Genomic DNA, 16,683 nt, shown 5'->3' with positions numbered 1-16,683 from the left:
ATTCATTTCGCAAAACCCCTATCTGCGCGAGCAGGTAGGGGTTTTGTCTTTGTGCTGTCTGTACAATCCCTGATAGGTGCCGCATTGGCGATAGGGCTCTCAGCCATCTCCCACATTTCGAGCCAGATCACTAGAATAGAGCCCACGTATCTATTCAGAACCTCGAGATGCCCGAACCCCTAGAAACCGAAACCCTGGATCAGCTGCCGCTCGACCAGTTGGTCGCCTGCCACGAATGCGACCTGCTGCTGCGCAAGCCGGTACTCAAGCACGGTGAAAAGGCCCTGTGTCCGCGGTGCGGCTACGAGCTGTACGCTCACCGGCACAATGTGGTCAATCGCAGCCTGGCCCTGGTCCTTACTGCTTTGCTGCTGTTCATACCCGCCAACTTTCTGCCCATCATGCAGCTGCACCTGCTTGGCCAGAATTCCGACGACACTGTCTGGAGCGGTGTGCTGGGCTTGTACAACTCTGAAATGCGTGGCGTGGCTGTGGTGGTGTTCCTGTGCAGCATGGCCATCCCCTTGCTCAAGCTGCTCTGCCAGTTGCTGGTGCTGCTCAGTATCCGGCTCAACGCAGGGCGCAGCTATGGGCTGCTGTGCTACCGCATTTACCATCACCTGCGCGACTGGGGCATGCTCGAGGTCTACTTCATGGGGGTGCTGGTCGCCATCGTCAAGTTGGTCGACCTGGCCGAGCTGACCGTGGGCCTGGGCCTGTTCTGTTTCATCAGCCTGTTGCTGGTCCAGGTCTGGCTCGAAGTGGTGATGTCGCCGCATCAGATCTGGGATGCACTGTCGGGGGAAGATCTACATGCGGGCGATTGATGCAGGCATCCTGGTCTGCAACGAATGCCACGAGCTCAACCGGCAGGTTGACGATGGCAAAGGACAAACCTGTACGCGCTGTGGAGCGGTGGTCCATGGGCGGCGCCCGAACAGCATCGTGCGCACCTGGGCGCTGCTGATCACTGCGTCGATCCTGTACATCCCGGCCAATATACTGCCGATCATGACGGTCAGTACCCTCGGCCAGGGTAGCCCGGACACCATCATGTCCGGCGTGATCACCCTGCTCAAGCACGGGATGATCCCCATTGCCGCGGTGGTATTCATCGCCAGTATCCTGGTGCCGACCTTCAAGCTGGTGGGTATCGGCCTGCTGCTGTATTCGGTGCAACGCCGCCAGCCACTGTCGGCGCGCCAGCGAATATGGATGTACCGCTTCATCGAGTTCATCGGGCGTTGGTCGATGCTCGACATCTTCGTCATCGCCATTCTGGTGGCGGTGGTGAATTTTGGTCGTATCGCCAGCGTCGAAGCCAATTTGGGCGCTGTCGCCTTTGCCAGTGTGGTGATTCTTACAATGCTTGCCGCTTTAACTTTCGATCCCCGTCTGATCTGGGATAACACGGAGTCGGATGACGACCATGAGTGACGTGCCTACGGCTAAAACCCGCCCTGCTTCGAACTGGTCGGCCATCTGGATCCTGCCGCTGATCGCCTTGATGATCGGCGGTTGGCTGGCCTGGCAGGCTTATCGCGATGCCGGCGTCGAGATCGAGGTACGCTTCGAAACCGGCGAGGGCATCGTCGCCAACAAGACCGAGGTCATCTATAAAGGCATGCCCGTCGGTAAGGTGAAGGCGCTGGTGCTCGATGCCAAGGGGAGCAACCAGGGGGTGATCGCCACCATCGAGCTGAACAAGGCCGCCGAACCCCACCTGAACACCGGTACGCGCTTCTGGCTGGTCAAGCCCAGCGTGACCCTGGCCGGTATCTCGGGCCTCGAGACGCTGGTCTCGGGTAACTACATCGCCGTCAGCCCTGGCGAGGGCGAGAAGACCAAGCGCTTTACCGCGCTGTCCGAGGCACCGCCGCTGTCCGACAGCGAACCTGGCCTGCACCTGACCCTCAAGGCCGATCGGCTCGGGTCGCTCAACCGCGACAGCCCGGTGTTCTACAAGCAGATCCAGGTCGGTGTGGTGAAGAGCTACCGGCTGACCGACGACCACGACACCGTCGAGGTCAAGATCTTCATCCAGCCGGAGTACGCCAGCCTGGTGCGCAAGCACACGCGTTTCTGGAACGCCAGCGGCATCAGCATCGATGCCAACCTGTCCGGCGTGAAGGTGCGCAGCGAGTCGCTGTCGAGCATTGTCGCCGGCGGTATCGCCTTCGCCACTCCGGAGTACCGCAAGGACAGCCCGCCTACCGACCCGAGCCTGCCGTTCCGCTTGTATGAAGATTTCGACGCGGCCCAGGCCGGGATCCGCGTCAAGGTCAAGCTCAGCGACTACGAGGGCCTGCAGGCCGGCCGCACGCCGGTCATGTACAAAGGCATCCAGGTCGGCTCGCTGAAGACCCTGAAGATGGAAGACAACCTCGCCAGCGCCATGGCCGAGCTGACCCTCGACCCGTTGACCGAGGACTACCTGGTCGAGGGCACGCAGTTCTGGGTGGTCAAGCCTTCGATTTCCCTGGCAGGCATCACCGGTCTCGAGGCCTTGGTGAAGGGTAACTACATCGCCATCCGCCCAGGCGAGAAGGGTGCCAAGCCGCTACGTGAGTTCGAGGCGCGGGCGAAGGCGCCGCCGCTGGACCTCAAGGCGCCAGGCCTGCACCTAGTATTGTTCGCCGACACCCTGGGCTCGCTGGAGATCGGCAGCCCGGTCATGTACCGGCAGGTGAAGGTCGGTAGCGTGCAAAGCTACCAGTTCGCCCGCGACAGCAAGCGCATCCTGATCGGCGTGCACATCGAGAAGGAATACGAGAACCTGGTCAACGGCTCGTCGCGCTTCTGGAATGTCAGTGGCATCACCCTTACCGGTGGCCTATCGGGCATCAAGATCAAGAGCGAATCGCTGCAGACCCTCATGGCTGGCGGCATCGCTTTCGACACGCCCAGCCCGAACGTTGCGCTCAAGCGGCGTATCCCGCGCTTCCGCCTGATGGAGAGCCTGGAGGAGGTGAACCGCAGCGGTACCCTGGTGACCATTCGTGTCGATCGCGCTGATGGCCTCAAGCCGGGTACGCCGATTCGCTTCAGGGGCCTGGACGTGGGCAGCGTCGAAAGCGTCGACCTGACCAACGACCTGCAGGCCGTGCTGCTGCGCGCGCGCATTACCGAGGCGGCAGACCGTATCGCTCGTGTCGGCACGCAGTTCTGGGTGGTCAAGCCGGCCCTTGGCCTGGTGCGCACCGAAAACCTCGACACGTTGATCGGCGGCCAGTACCTGGAGGTGCAGCCGGCAGCCAGGGACAAGGGCCCGCAGCGAGACTTCATCGCCCTGGGCGAGGCGCCAGAGGTGGTGGGCCCCGAAGTCGGCCTGCCATTGACCCTGAGCGCCCCGCGGCGTGGCTCGATCAAGCCGGGCGTGCCGGTGACCTACCGTGAGGTGGCGGTGGGCAAGGTGACCGGTTTCGAGTTGGGCCAGACCGCCGACAGGGTGCTTATCCACATCCTCATCGAACCACGCTACGCGGCGCTGGTACGCGGGGGCAGCCGCTTCTGGAACAGCAGTGGCTTCGGCTTCGACTGGGGCTTGTTCAAGGGCGCCACGGTGCGTACGGAGTCGCTGGAGACGCTGATCGATGGTGGCATCGCCTTCGCCACCCCGGAGGGTGAGCAGATGGGCAATCCGGCGCGGCCGCAGCAGACCTTCGCCTTGTTCGAGAAGCCCGAGGATGCCTGGCTGCAGTGGGCACCGAAGATTCCCCTCGGCAAATGAATCGAGTCCCCCTGTAGGAGCGGCCTTGCCGGGGCTCCTACACGGGGGCAGCGTGAGGCATAAATCGCAGGCAATAAAAAACCGACCCTAGGGTCGGTTTTTCGACTAGAACGTCGCTTAGGCAGCTGCAGCTTCTTTCAGTGCCTTGATGTGGCCATTCAGACGGCCTTTGTGGCGAGCAGCTTTGTTCTTGTGGATGATGCCCTTGTCGGCCATACGGTCGATTACAGGCACAGCCAGAACGTAAGCGGCTTGCGCTTTTTCGGCGTCTTTTGCGTCGATGGCTTTAACTACATTCTTGATGTAGGTGCGGACCATGGAACGCAGGCTGGCGTTGTGGCTGCGACGCTTCTCAGCCTGTTTTGCACGTTTCTTGGCGGAAGGTGTGTTGGCCACCGTCGAGCTCCTCGAAAGACTTTAGGTAAATAGCAAACAAAATAGGCCGCGAATCATGCCGATGAGTCGAGCGGATGTCAAGGCCACCTGCAGGGTTCCGCCGAGTGGTGGGTCTGCGAGCTGGAAAGATTCCTTTCTGGCGCGTGACCTGTAAACTCGGGAATTTTGGGTTCCCCTGCGAAGGCGCGGGAGTATCGCACATTCGGGCGCGCTCTGGCAGCGTCCTCTGCCATTGGCGTGAAACTTTTCGATGAACCTGCTCAAATCCCTGGCTGCGGTCAGCTCCATCACCATGATTTCGCGGGTGCTGGGCTTCGTGCGCGACACCATCCTGGCGCGGATCTTCGGTGCCGGCATCGCCACCGACGCCTTCTTCATCGCCTTCAAATTGCCCAACCTGCTGCGGCGTATCTTTGCCGAAGGCGCGTTTTCCCAGGCCTTCGTGCCGATCCTGGCCGAATACAAGACCCAGCAGGGCGAGGAGGCCACGCGCACCTTCATCGCCTACGTCAGCGGGCTGTTGACCCTGGTCCTGGCCCTGGTTACCGCCGTCGGCATCCTGGCCGCGCCCTGGGTGGTCTGGGTCACTGCCCCGGGCTTCGTCGACAGCGCCGAGAAATACGACCTGACCACCGCCCTGCTGCGGGTGACCTTTCCTTATATATTGCTGATCTCCCTGTCATCGCTGGTGGGCGCGATCCTCAATACCTGGAACCGCTTTTCGGTGCCGGCCTTCACCCCGACCCTGCTCAACGTGGCGATGATCGGCTTCGCCCTGTTCGTCACCCCTTATTGCGACCCGCCGATCATGGCCCTGGCCTGGGGCGTGCTGGCCGGCGGCCTGGCGCAACTGTTGTACCAGCTGCCAGCGCTGAAGAAGATCGGCATGCTCGTGCTGCCGCGGGTCAACCTGCGCGACACCGGCGTGTGGCGCGTGCTCAAGCAGATGCTGCCAGCCATTCTCGGTGTCTCGGTGAGCCAGATCTCGCTGATCATCAACACCATCTTCGCCTCGTTCCTGGTGGCCGGTTCGGTATCCTGGATGTACTACGCCGACCGCCTCATGGAGCTGCCCTCCGGGGTGCTCGGCGTGGCCCTGGGCACCATCCTGCTGCCGACCCTGGCCAAGACCTACGCCAACAAGGACCGCGAGGAGTACTCGCGGATCCTCGACTGGGGCCTGCGCTTGTGCTTCCTGCTGGTGCTGCCCTGCACCTTGGCCCTGGCGATCCTTGCCGAGCCTCTGACCGTCAGCCTGTTCCAGTACGGCAAGTTCAGCGCCACCGACGCGCTGATGACCCAGCGCGCGTTGATCGCCTATTCCGTTGGCCTGATGGCGATCATTCTGGTCAAGGTACTGGCACCGGGCTTCTATGCGCAGCAGAATATCCGCACGCCCGTGCGCATCGCGATTTTCACCCTGGTCTGCACCCAGCTGTTCAACCTGGCGCTGATCGGCCCGTTCAAGCACGCGGGCCTGGCGTTGGCGATCAGCCTCGGGGCCTGCCTGAACGCCGGCCTGCTGTACTGGAAGCTGCGTAGCCAGGGGCTGTTCCAGCCGCAGCCGGGGTGGACGATGTTCCTGGCCAAGCTGGTGCTGGCGGTGGCGCTGATGTCGGGCGTATTGCTGCTGGGCATGCACTACATGCCGGCCTGGGCGCAGGGGCACATGCTCGAGCGCTTCCTGCGCCTGGGCGCGTTGATCCTGGCAGGCGTGGTGACGTACTTCGGCTGCTTGTACCTGTGCGGATTCCGCCCGCGGCATTTCGCTCGCCGGGCCCTGCACTGACGGCGCAGGCCGGCCAGGCGTCGGTTTTTCGCATTCCATGCCACACCTGGGCGCTGGCGCCTGTCGCCGGCGCCCGGGTGTGGTTATAATCGGCCACTTTATGAGCAAGAAGCGCGTTATGCAGCTGGTTCGAGGTCTTCACAACCTGCGCCCCGAGCACCGGGGCTGTGTCGCCACCATTGGCAACTTCGACGGGGTACATCGTGGCCACCAGGCAATCCTGGCGCGCCTGCGCGAGCGCGGCCAGGCCTTGGGCCTGCCGACCTGCGTGGTGATCTTCGAGCCACAGCCTCGCGAGTACTTCGCCCCCGATACCGCCCCGGCACGCCTGGCGCGTCTGCGCGACAAGGTCGAGCTGCTGGCCGCAGAAGGCATCGACCGGGTCCTGTGCCTGGCCTTCAACCAGCGCCTGAGCAAGCTCAGCGCCGACGCCTTCGTCAAGGCTATCCTGGTCGACGGCCTCGGCGTGCGCCACCTCGAAGTGGGCGACGATTTCCGCTTCGGCTGCGACCGCGCCGGCGACTTCGCCTTCCTGATCGAGGCCGGCAAGCAGTACGGCTTCACCGTCGAGGCGGCCAACACGGTGATCCAGGACGGTCTGCGGGTGAGCAGCACCGAGGTGCGCAAGGCCCTGGCCGATGCCGACTTCGAGCTCGCCGAGCACCTGCTGGGCCGCCCCTACAGCATCACCGGGCGGGTCCTGCACGGCCAGAAGCTGGCGCGCCAGCTCGGTACGCCCACCGCCAACATCCAGCTCAAGCGCCGCCGCGTGCCGCTGTCCGGGGTCTACCTGGCCAGCATCGAGATCGACGGCAAGGCCTGGCCGGGCGTGGGCAACATCGGTGTACGCCCGACCGTGAACGGTGACGGGCGCCCGCACCTCGAGATTCATCTACTGGATTATGCCGGCGATCTCTATGGCCGGCGCCTGACGGTGGAATTCCACCACAAGCTGCGTGAAGAGCAGCGTTTCGCCTCCCTGGAGGCGCTGAAGTCGGCGATCGACGCGGACATCGCCGCCGCACGTGCACATTGGCACGCTCAACCGCTAACGAAGAGCCTGAAATGACCGACTACAAAGCCACGCTAAACCTTCCGGACACCGCCTTCCCCATGAAGGCCGGCCTGCCTCAGCGCGAACCGCAGATCCTGCAGCGCTGGGACAGCATTGGCCTGTACCAGAAGCTGCGCGAAATTGGCAAGGATCGTCCGAAGTTCGTCCTGCACGACGGCCCGCCCTATGCCAACGGCAAGATCCACATCGGTCATGCGCTGAACAAGATCCTCAAGGACATGATCGTCCGCTCCAAGACCCTGTCCGGCTTCGACGCCCCGTACGTGCCAGGCTGGGACTGCCATGGCCTGCCGATCGAGCACAAGGTCGAGGTCACCCATGGCAAGCACCTGACCGCCGACCGCACCCGCGAGCTGTGCCGCGAGTACGCCGCCGAGCAGATCGAAGGGCAGAAGACCGAGTTCATCCGCCTGGGCGTGCTGGGTGACTGGGACAACCCCTACAAGACCATGAACTTCGCCAACGAGGCCGGTGAAATCCGCGCCTTGGCCGAGATGGTCAAGCAAGGTTTCGTGTTCAAGGGCCTCAAGCCTGTGAACTGGTGCTTCGATTGTGGTTCGGCGCTGGCCGAGGCCGAGGTCGAGTACGCCGACAAGAAATCCCAGACCATCGACGTGGCCTTCCCGGTCGCCGACGAGGCCAAGCTGGCCGCCGCCTTCGGCCTGGCGGCGCTGGCCAAGCCCGCCGCCATCGTGATCTGGACCACCACCCCATGGACCATCCCGGCCAACCAGGCGCTGAACATCCACCCGGAGTTCCAGTACGCCCTGGTCGACACCGGCGAGCGCCTGCTGGTACTGGCCGAGGAACTGGTCGAGTCGTGCCTCAAGCGCTACAACCTGGAAGGCGCGGTGATCGCCACCGCCCCGGGTTCGGCCCTGGAGCTGGTCGACTTCCGCCACCCGTTCTACGACCGCCTGTCGCCGGTGTACCTGGCCGACTACGTCGAACTGGGCGCCGGTACCGGCGTGGTCCACTCGGCGCCTGCCTACGGTGAAGACGACTTCGTCACCTGCAAGCGCTACGGCATGGTCAACGACGACATCCTCACCCCGGTGCAGAGCAACGGCGTGTACGTCGAGTCGCTGCCGTTCTTCGGCGGCCAGTTCATCTGGAAGGCCAACCCGGCCATCGTCGACAAGCTCAGCGAAGTCGGCGCGCTGATGCACACCGAAACCATCAGCCACAGCTACATGCACTGCTGGCGCCACAAGACCCCGCTGATCTACCGCGCCACCGCGCAGTGGTTCGTCGGCATGGACAAGCAGCCGAGCACCGGCGAGCCGCTGCGCGAACGCGCCCTCAAGGCCATCGAGGACACCAAGTTCGTCCCGGCCTGGGGCCAGGCGCGCCTGCACTCGATGATCGCCAACCGTCCGGACTGGTGCATCTCGCGTCAGCGCAACTGGGGCGTACCGATCCCGTTCTTCCTGCACAAGCAGACCGGCGAGCTGCACCCACGCACCGTCGAGCTGATGGAAGAAGTGGCCAAGCGCGTCGAGCAGCAAGGCATCGAGGCCTGGTTCAAGCTGGACGCCGCCGAATTGCTCGGTGACGAAGCCGGCCAGTACGACAAGATCGCCGACACCCTGGACGTGTGGTTCGACTCCGGTACCACCCACTGGCACGTGCTGCGTGGCTCGCACGATATCGGCCACGCCACCGGCCCGCGCGCCGACCTCTACCTGGAAGGCTCCGACCAGCACCGCGGCTGGTTCCACTCGTCCTTGCTCACCGGCTGCGCCATCGACGGCCACGCGCCGTATCGCGAGCTGCTGACCCACGGCTTCACCGTGGACGAGAACGGCCGCAAGATGTCCAAGTCGCTGGGCAACACCATCGAGCCAGAAAAGGTCAACAACACCCTGGGTGCCGACATCCTGCGCCTGTGGGTCGCCGCCACCGACTACTCCGGTGAAATGGCCGTTTCCGAGCAGATCCTGCAGCGCAGCGCCGACGCCTACCGCCGTATCCGCAACACCGCGCGCTTCCTGCTCTCCAACCTGTCCGGCTTCGATCCCGCCCGCGACCTGCTGCAGCCGGAAGAGATGATCGCCCTCGACCGCTGGGCGGTGGACCGTACCCTGCTGCTGCAACGCGAGCTCGAAGAGCACTACAGCGAGTACCGTTTCTGGAACGTCTATTCGAAGATCCACAACTTCTGCGTGCAGGAGCTGGGCGGCTTCTACCTCGACATCATCAAGGACCGCCAGTACACCACCGGCGCCAACAGCGTCGCCCGTCGCTCCTGCCAGACCGCGCTGTACCACATCAGCGAGGCGCTGGTGCGCTGGATCGCGCCGATCCTGGCCTTCACCGCCGATGAAATCTGGCAGTACCTGCCGGGCGAGCGCAACGAGTCGGTGATGCTCAACGGCTGGTACCAGGGCCTGACCGAACTGCCGGAAGGCACCGAGCTGGACCGCGCCTACTGGGACCGCGTGATGGCCGTGAAGGCCGCAGTCAACAAGGAGCTGGAGAACCAGCGCAGCGCCAAGGTCATCGGTGGCAACCTGCAAGCCGAAGTCACCCTGTTCGCCGAGCAAGGCCTGAGCGCCGACCTGGACAAACTGGGCGACGAGCTGCGCTTCGTGCTGATCACCTCGGCCGCCAGCGTGGTGCCGTTCGCCCAGGCCCCGGCCGAAGCCGTGGCCACCGAAGTCGAAGGCCTCAAGCTGCAGGTGGTGAAGTCGGGCTACACCAAGTGCGGCCGTTGCTGGCACTTCCGCGCCGACGTCGGCAGCCACCCGGAGCACCCGGAAATCTGCAGCCGCTGCGTCGACAACCTGAGCGGCTCCGGTGAGGTGCGCCACTATGCCTAACCCTGCGGCGGGGCGCTTCGGGCGCCTCGGCTGGTTGCTCCTGAGCCTGGTGGTGGTGATCCTCGACCAGTTGACCAAGGTCTATTTCGACAGCGCGCTGGCCGATGGCCGGCAGATCGTCGTCATCCCCGACCTGCTCAACTGGGCGCTGGCCTACAACACCGGTGCGGCGTTCAGCTTCCTGTCGGAAAGCGCAGGCTGGCAGCGCTGGCTGTTCGCCCTGATCGCCGTGGTGGTCAGTGGTGTGCTGGTGGTCTGGCTCAAGCGCCTGGGGCGCGGCGAGACCTGGCTGGCGATCGCCCTGGCCCTGGTGCTCGGTGGCGCGCTGGGCAACCTGTACGATCGCATGGCCCACGGCCATGTGATCGATTTCATCTTCGTCCACTGGAAAGATATCTGGCGGTTCCCGGTGTTCAACCTGGCGGACTGCGCCATCACCGTCGGAGCGGTGATGCTGGCGCTGGATATGTTCAAGAGCAAGAAGTCGGAGGATCCTGTCCATGACTGATACCCGTATCGCCCAGAACACCGAAGTCACCCTGCACTTCGCCCTGCACCTGGAAAACGGCGACACCGTCGACAGCACCTTCGACAAGGCCCCGGCTACTTTCAAGGTCGGCGATGGCAACCTGCTGCCCGGCTTCGAGAACGCCCTGTTCGGCTTCAAGGCCGGCGACAAGCGTACCGTGAAGGTAGAGCCGGAGAACGCCTTCGGCCAGCCCAACCCGCAGAACGTGCAGGTCATTGCGCGCTCGCAATTCGAGGGCATGGAGTTGTCCGAAGGGCTGCTGATCATCTTCAACGATGCCGCCAATACCGAGCTGCCGGGTGTGGTCAAGGCATTCGATGAAGACCAGGTGACCATCGACTTCAATCACCCACTGGCTGGCAAGACCCTGACCTTCGAGGTGGAGATCCTCGAGGTGAAGGCCCTGTAAGCCTGGAGCCGAGCATGCAAATCAAACTCGCCAACCCACGCGGCTTCTGCGCGGGGGTCGACCGGGCGATCGAGATCGTCAACCGCGCGCTGGAGGTCTTCGGCCCGCCGATCTACGTGCGTCACGAAGTGGTGCACAACAAGTTCGTGGTCGAAGACCTGCGCAACCGCGGCGCCATCTTCGTCGAAGAGCTGGACCAGGTGCCGGACGACGTCATCGTCATCTTCAGTGCCCATGGTGTTTCCCAGGCCGTGCGCCAGGAAGCCGCTGGCCGTGGCCTGAAGGTGTTCGACGCCACTTGCCCGCTGGTGACCAAGGTGCACATCGAGGTCGCCAAGTACAGCCGCGACGGCCGTGAGTGCATCCTCATCGGCCACGAAGGGCACCCGGAAGTCGAAGGCACCATGGGCCAGTACGACGCCAGCAACGGCGGCGCCATCTACCTCGTCGAAGACGAGGAAGACGTCGGCCAGTTGCAGGTGCGCGACCCGGACCATCTGGCCTTCGTCACCCAGACCACCCTGTCGATGGACGACACCAGCCGGGTGATCGATGCCCTGCGCGCGCGCTTCCCGAACATCGGTGGCCCACGCAAGGACGACATCTGCTACGCCACTCAGAACCGCCAGGACGCGGTCAAGCAGTTGGCCGACGAGTGCGACGTGGTGCTGGTGGTGGGCAGCCCCAACAGCTCCAACTCCAACCGCCTGCGTGAGCTGGCCGAACGGATGAGCACCCCGGCCTACCTGATCGACGGGGCCGAGGACCTGCAACGCAGCTGGTTCGACGACGCGGCGAAGATCGGTATCACCGCTGGCGCCTCGGCGCCCGAGGTGCTGGTACGTGGCGTGATCGAGCAGCTCAAGGCCTGGGGTGCCACTGGCGCCGAAGAGCTCGATGGGCGCCCGGAGAACATCACGTTCTCCATGCCCAAGGAATTGCGCGTCCGCTCGTTGATCTGATCAGGCGCCTGCGCACCGGGGTTGGTCCGCCGCCCCGGTGCGCAGGCTGACCCTGCCGCTGGTCGCAATGACCACGCGATACTGGCTGGTGGGCGTATCGCGCTCGCACACTGCCAACGTTCCGTTGTTCCCTCCCTGCGTCACACCTGTTTCGGTGAATGTCACCTGATCGCCGCGGTTCGCCACGATGTGCAACTGGCGGCTCAGCCTGTGCTCGCGCAGCACCTGCCGATTGTGTCGAAGCATGACGCGCCAGCCCTTGCCCCAATCGTTATCCACAGCCTCCACCAACACTGCCTGGCCTTGCAGCAGGGCATGGCTGCGGGCGCTGCGCAGCGCCTGGACGAGATCGCGGGCGGCAGCGGCGCGGTGTAGGTCATCGCTCAAGCGGGCGTAGGCAGGCATGCCGAGTTGCGTGAGCAACACGGCCATGGCCAACGCCAGCATCATCTGTATCAGTGTTACGCCCTGTTGCTTCACCGTGCATTCCTCCCTGGAAGTGCTTGGCTTTAGCTTCCTGCTGATTGGACACGAGGTCCAGTCGGGCAGGTTCAAAGCATTTGCGGGAAATGTCGTGGAGGGCACAGGGATGCGCACGCAGCAACGCGGGATGACGCTGTTGGAGGTCTTGCTGGCCATGGGCGTGCTGGCCGTCGGCCTGTTCGCCTCGGCGTCGATGCAGATGCGGGCCTTGCAGGCCACCGAGGCGGCGTTCACCGATACCCGTGCGGCCCTGGCCGCGCATAGCTTGCAGGAGCGGGCCAGGACGGCCGGCGGTGGGCAGCCATGAAGCCTGGGCAGCGCGGTTTTGGCCTGCTGGAAATGCTCCTGGCGCTGGCCATCGGCCTGGCGTTGCTGACTGCCGCCAGCCGGGTGTTCGTTTCGGCCCATGAGGCCTGGCGCCTGCAAGGCATGGCCACGCGCCTGCAGGACGATGCCCGCCTGGCGTTGCTGCGCATGGCCCAGGACATCCGCATGGCCGGCATGTTCGGTTGCCTGCGTCTGGAGCCGGAGGACTTCGAGACACCGGCTGCGATGGCCGCCTTCGCTCAGCCGCTGGTGGTCGGCCCAGGGCGCCTGAGCCTGGTGGTGGCGCAGCTGCCCGGCATGCCCGGCGAGCCGGATTGGACCCTGTTGACCGACTGCATCAGCTACGCCCAGGTGCGCGACGGCGGTAGGCAAGGCCAAGACCTGGCCGTAGCGATCAGCCGGCACCGTTACCAACTGGTCGGCACCACGCTGCAGTTCAGGCGGGGCACGAGCACCCAGCCGCTGATCGATCACGTGCGCGAACTGCAGGTGGCCGTGGTCGGGGAGGGCGGCGAGCAGCGGGTGGATATCCAGCTGACCCTGTTCGAGCCGACGCTGGGCATCGAGCAGCGACACGTACTGAGCGTGGCGGTACGCAATTGGCTGGTCGACGCATGAGACGCCAAGCTGGGGTAGTACTGTTGCTGGCGCTGATCATGAGCCTGTTGCTGGGCTTGCTGGCCGCCTCGGCGCTGACCGCTGCGCTGCATGAAGCTCGCATGGCGCGGCTCTTGAGCGAGGGGCTGCAGGGCTTGGAGCAGGCCGAAGCCACGCTGGCCGCTGCCGTGGCTGAAATGCACAGAGCGCTGCCAGGCGAGTGCGCCGCTTGCAGGCCGCCGCCGCGGCCTCATCAACTGCAGGGCCAGTGGCACGCCACGCCAAGCGGTTACTTCCAACTGCAGAACCTGGGTATCAGCAGCCGTGCCACGCATCTTGCCGAGGCGCCGGCCAGATTGGTCCGGGCCACGGCGGTCAGCCGGCAAGTGGAGGGGCGCCAGGTGCTGGAAGCGGTGTATGCAATGCCGGACGCTCAAGCACAGGCCCCCCAGCGCCTGCTGTGGCGGCAGAGAATGGGCGAGGACTGACATGCAGCAAGGGATGAGCCTGATCGAGTTATTGATTGTCTTGGCCGTGACCGGCATGCTGGCAGCCATTGCCTACCCCAGTTACAGCGACCAGCTCAGGCGAGCCGCACGCAGCGAAGTGGTCGGCCTGCTGCATGACGCCGCGCTGACGCTCGAACGCCACCGTACCCGTACCGGCAGCTACGCCGAAGGCGACCCCGCGCTGCCCGGCGGCAATCGCCATTACCGCCTGGACGTCGAACGTCACGCCGACAGCTTCATGCTGCGTGCCCGGCGCCAGCCCCAAGGTTTGATGGCTGCCGACCGCTGCGCGGACTACACGCTCGACCAGGCCGGTCGACAGGCCAACCCAGGCGCGCCCAGCGGCGCGATGGGATGCTGGGGGAGCTGAAGGTTGAATGGTGCCCCGTGCACCCTGGTTTTACTTCAGGTGTTTGGATCGACGGATGAGCAAGCGAGTAGTAATTGTCGGCGGCGGCGTGATCGGCCTGCTGACTGCATACAACCTGGCGGCGAAGGTTGGCGAGGTGGTGGTCTGTGACCAGGGTGAGGTCGGCCGTGAATCGTCGTGGGCGGGTGGCGGTATCGTCTCGCCGCTCTACCCGTGGCGCTACAGCCCGGCGGTGACGGCCCTGGCGCACTGGTCGCAGGATTTTTATCCACAGCTGGGCGAGCGCCTGTTCGCCAGCACCGGCCTCGACCCGGAGGTGCACACTACCGGCCTGTATTGGCTCGACCTCGACGATGAAGCCGAGGCCCTGGCCTGGGCTGGCCGTCAGGGCCGGCCGCTCAGCGCCGTGGATATCTCGGCGGTGTACGACGCGGTGCCGGTGCTCGGGCCGGGTTACCAGCGGGCGATCTACATGGCGGGCGTGGCCAACGTGCGCAACCCGCGCTTGGTGAAGTCACTGAAAGCAGCGCTGCAGGCACTGCCCAACGTGACCTTGCGCGAGCATTGCCAGGTCACCGGTTTCCAGCAGCAAGCGGGGCGGGTGACGGGTGTGCAGACCGATGATGGCGTGCTGGCTGCCGACGAGGTGGTGCTCAGTGCTGGAGCCTGGAGCGGCGACCTGTTGGGCACGCTGGGCCTGGCGCTGCCGGTGGAGCCGGTGAAGGGGCAGATGATCCTGTTCAAGTGCGCGGCGGACTTCCTGCCGAGCATGGTCCTGGCCAAGGGCCGCTATGCCATTCCGCGTCGTGATGGGCATATCCTGGTGGGCAGTACGCTGGAGCATGCGCGCTACGACAAGACGCCTACCGAGGAGGCGCTGGCCAGCCTCAAGGCCTCGGCGGTGGAGCTGCTGCCGCAGTTGGCCGAGGCCACGGTGGTGGCCCATTGGGCAGGGCTGCGGCCAGGGTCGCCGGAGGGGGTTCCCTATATCGGGCCGGTGCCGGGGCATGATGGGTTGTGGTTGAACTGCGGGCATTACCGTAATGGTTTGGTGCTGGCGCCGGCATCGTGCCAGTTGTTCACCGATTTGCTGACCGGCGCCGAGCCGATCATCGACCCGACGCCGTATGCGCCGGCGGGGCGGTTGTGATCTAGCGCTGGCTGCACCGGCCCCTTCGCGGGTAAACCCGCTCCTACACGGACCCCATCGTCATCGAAATGGAGGTTGTGTAGGAGCGGGTTTACCCGCGAAAGGGCCCGCAACTCCACCCCATCTCACCCACCAATCGGCGCTTGCAGATGCCGGCTCGGATAATGCTGCTCATACACTTTGCACACCCGTAGCACCTGTTCATCGGCAAACCGCCCAGCCACCACCTGCAACCCCACCGGCAACCCTTCTCGGGTAAACCCGCACGGCACCGAGGCCGCCGGCTGCTGAGTCAGGTTGAACGGGTAGCTGAACGGTGTCCATTCCATCCACTGATCCATCCCCGACCCCGGCGGCACGTTGTGCCCTGCCTCGAACGCCACCAGTGGCAGCATCGGTGACACCAGTACGTCATAGCGCTGGTGGAAGGCATTCATCTTCGCGATCAGATCCGCCCGTGCCTCCAGCGCCTCGGTGTACTCGCTCAAGCCGATCCGCGCGCCCTGTTCGGCGATCCAGTTCAGGCCGGGGTCGATCATCGCCCGCTGTTCGTCGCTGAAGCTGCTGGCCAGGCGCGCGGCTCCGGCGAACCACAAGGTATTGAACGTCTGCAGTGGGTCCGCGAAGCCCGGATCGACCGCCTCCACCTGGGCCCCCAGTCGCGCCAGGCGCTCCACCGCCTGCGCCACCAGCCCCGCGATCTGTGGGTCGACCTTCACATAGCCGAAATCCGCACTGTAGGCGATGCGCAGGCCGCTCAGGTCCTGCCGGTCAGCCAGCCACGGCGCCTGCCTCGGTGCCCCGGCCAGGCCATCGCGGGCATCCGGGTGCGCCACGCAATCGAGCATCAGCACTGCATCGTCCACGGTGCGGGTCATCGGACCCAGGTGCGACAGCACGGTCATGGCGCTGGCCGGCCACTGCGGCACATAGCCGAAGGTCGGCTTGATGCCGAAGGTGCCGGTGAAGGCACAGGGAATACGGATCGAGCCGCCGGCATCGCTGCCCTGGTGCAGCACGCCCAGGTTCAGTGCCGCCGCCGCCGCCGCGCCCCCCGACGAGCCGCCGGCGGTCAGGCGGGTATCCCAGGGGTTGCGGGTGATGCCGTACAGCGGGTTGTCGGTGACCCCCTTCCAGCCGAATTCCGGCGTGGTGGTCTTGCCCACCAGCACCGCGCCGGCCTCGCGCATGAATGCGCTGAAGGGCGCATCGACTTCCCACGGCCCGGTGCCGGAGGTGGTGCGCGACCCCTTGCGGGTCGGCATGCCGCGGGTCAGGGTCAGGTCCTTGATCGAGGCCGGCACGCCGTCCAGCCGGCCACAGGGTTCGCCCCGCTGCCAGCGCCGTTCGCTGGCGCGGGCAGCGACCCGGGCGCCTTCGCCGTCGACGTGGCAGTAGGCATTCACCGCCGGATTGTGCAGGTCGATGCGGGCCAGCACATCGTCAATCACCTCCACCGGCGACAAGGCACGGCGCTGGTACAGGTCGAGCAGCTCGACAGCGGTGAAGTCACCGATTTCGGTCTTGTCGGTCAT

The 16,683-nt window shown here is 64.9% G+C and carries 17 protein-coding genes; 14 read left to right on the top strand and 3 right to left on the bottom strand.

Annotated features, from left to right (window positions below):
* The first annotated feature begins 167 nt into the window (after nt 1-167).
* Genes IAE37_RS25525 through IAE37_RS25515 form a run of 3 tightly spaced genes read left to right on the top strand, consistent with a single transcriptional unit; the run spans nt 168 to nt 3,730 of the window.
* Nucleotides 168-827 (top strand): paraquat-inducible protein A, encoded by a 660-nt coding sequence (locus IAE37_RS25525; protein WP_201178226.1) that lies wholly within the window; start codon nt 168-170, stop codon nt 825-827.
* Nucleotides 814-1,437, top strand: a complete 624-nt coding sequence (locus IAE37_RS25520; RefSeq protein ID WP_201178225.1) for a paraquat-inducible protein A — start codon at nt 814-816, stop codon at nt 1,435-1,437. Before IAE37_RS25525 ends, IAE37_RS25520 begins: the two co-directional genes overlap by 14 nt.
* Nucleotides 1,430-3,730 carry a PqiB family protein gene (locus IAE37_RS25515; protein WP_201178224.1) on the top strand — a complete coding sequence of 767 codons (2,301 nt, stop codon included), beginning with the start codon at nt 1,430-1,432 and terminating at the stop codon, nt 3,728-3,730. Before IAE37_RS25520 ends, IAE37_RS25515 begins: the two co-directional genes overlap by 8 nt.
* Nucleotides 3,731-3,847: 117 nt before the next feature.
* On the opposite strand, the gene rpsT is transcribed toward IAE37_RS25515, so the two are convergent.
* Nucleotides 3,848-4,126, bottom strand: a complete 279-nt coding sequence (rpsT, locus tag IAE37_RS25510; RefSeq protein ID WP_003247625.1) for a 30S ribosomal protein S20 — start codon at nt 4,124-4,126, stop codon at nt 3,848-3,850.
* Nucleotides 4,127-4,376: 250 nt separating this feature from the next.
* Between rpsT and murJ the strand changes: the two genes are divergently transcribed.
* From murJ to ispH, 6 genes are all read left to right on the top strand, one after another.
* Entirely contained in the window at nt 4,377-5,915 is a 1,539-nt protein-coding gene (murJ, locus tag IAE37_RS25505) for a murein biosynthesis integral membrane protein MurJ (protein ID WP_201178223.1), read from the top strand.
* A 118-nt stretch (nt 5,916-6,033) separates the two neighbouring features.
* Nucleotides 6,034-6,984 (top strand): bifunctional riboflavin kinase/FAD synthetase, encoded by a 951-nt coding sequence (gene ribF, locus IAE37_RS25500; RefSeq protein ID WP_201178222.1) that lies wholly within the window; start codon nt 6,034-6,036, stop codon nt 6,982-6,984.
* Nucleotides 6,981-9,812, top strand: coding sequence for an isoleucine--tRNA ligase (gene ileS / locus IAE37_RS25495; protein ID WP_201178220.1), 2,832 nt, complete (start codon nt 6,981-6,983; stop codon nt 9,810-9,812). The genes ribF and ileS overlap by 4 nt, the downstream gene beginning before the upstream one ends.
* On the top strand, nt 9,805-10,320 hold the full coding sequence (gene lspA / locus IAE37_RS25490) for a signal peptidase II (protein WP_201178218.1): 516 nt from the start codon (nt 9,805-9,807) through the stop codon (nt 10,318-10,320). The genes ileS and lspA overlap by 8 nt, the downstream gene beginning before the upstream one ends.
* Nucleotides 10,313-10,750, top strand: a complete 438-nt coding sequence (gene fkpB / locus IAE37_RS25485) for an FKBP-type peptidyl-prolyl cis-trans isomerase (RefSeq protein ID WP_201178216.1) — start codon at nt 10,313-10,315, stop codon at nt 10,748-10,750. Before lspA ends, fkpB begins: the two co-directional genes overlap by 8 nt.
* A gap of 14 nt (nt 10,751-10,764) precedes the next feature.
* Nucleotides 10,765-11,712, top strand: a complete 948-nt coding sequence (ispH, locus tag IAE37_RS25480) for a 4-hydroxy-3-methylbut-2-enyl diphosphate reductase (RefSeq protein ID WP_201178214.1) — start codon at nt 10,765-10,767, stop codon at nt 11,710-11,712.
* Here the strand turns inward: ispH and IAE37_RS25475 are convergent, their stop codons facing one another.
* On the bottom strand, nt 11,713-12,192 hold the full coding sequence (locus IAE37_RS25475) for a GspH/FimT family pseudopilin (protein ID WP_201178212.1): 480 nt from the start codon (nt 12,190-12,192) through the stop codon (nt 11,713-11,715).
* 109 nt (nt 12,193-12,301) lie between these two features.
* On the opposite strand from IAE37_RS25475, the gene IAE37_RS25470 reads away from it, so the two are divergent.
* From IAE37_RS25470 to thiO, 5 genes are read left to right on the top strand one after another with little or no spacing between them, the layout of a single operon-like run.
* A complete protein-coding gene (locus IAE37_RS25470; RefSeq protein ID WP_201178210.1) occupies nt 12,302-12,502 on the top strand; it encodes a type IV pilus modification PilV family protein in 201 nt (66 codons plus the stop codon).
* Nucleotides 12,499-13,140, top strand: coding sequence for a PilW family protein (locus IAE37_RS25465; RefSeq protein WP_201178208.1), 642 nt, complete (start codon nt 12,499-12,501; stop codon nt 13,138-13,140). Before IAE37_RS25470 ends, IAE37_RS25465 begins: the two co-directional genes overlap by 4 nt.
* On the top strand, nt 13,137-13,607 hold the full coding sequence (locus tag IAE37_RS25460; RefSeq protein ID WP_201178206.1) for a hypothetical protein: 471 nt from the start codon (nt 13,137-13,139) through the stop codon (nt 13,605-13,607). Before IAE37_RS25465 ends, IAE37_RS25460 begins: the two co-directional genes overlap by 4 nt.
* Before the next feature lies 1 nt (nt 13,608).
* On the top strand, nt 13,609-13,998 hold the full coding sequence (locus IAE37_RS25455) for a type IV pilin protein (protein WP_201178205.1): 390 nt from the start codon (nt 13,609-13,611) through the stop codon (nt 13,996-13,998).
* A 55-nt stretch (nt 13,999-14,053) separates the two neighbouring features.
* Entirely contained in the window at nt 14,054-15,148 is a 1,095-nt protein-coding gene (thiO, locus tag IAE37_RS25450) for a glycine oxidase ThiO (RefSeq protein WP_201178203.1), read from the top strand.
* A gap of 125 nt (nt 15,149-15,273) precedes the next feature.
* Here thiO and IAE37_RS25445 read toward each other — a convergent pair whose 3' ends face one another.
* Nucleotides 15,274-16,683 (bottom strand): amidase, encoded by a 1,410-nt coding sequence (locus IAE37_RS25445; protein WP_201178201.1) that lies wholly within the window; start codon nt 16,681-16,683, stop codon nt 15,274-15,276.

This window comes from Pseudomonas sp. S31 (genome assembly GCF_016648105.1).
Classification (GTDB): Bacteria; Pseudomonadota; Gammaproteobacteria; order Pseudomonadales; family Pseudomonadaceae; genus Aquipseudomonas.
This window is presented reverse-complemented; position numbering and strand designations above follow the sequence as displayed.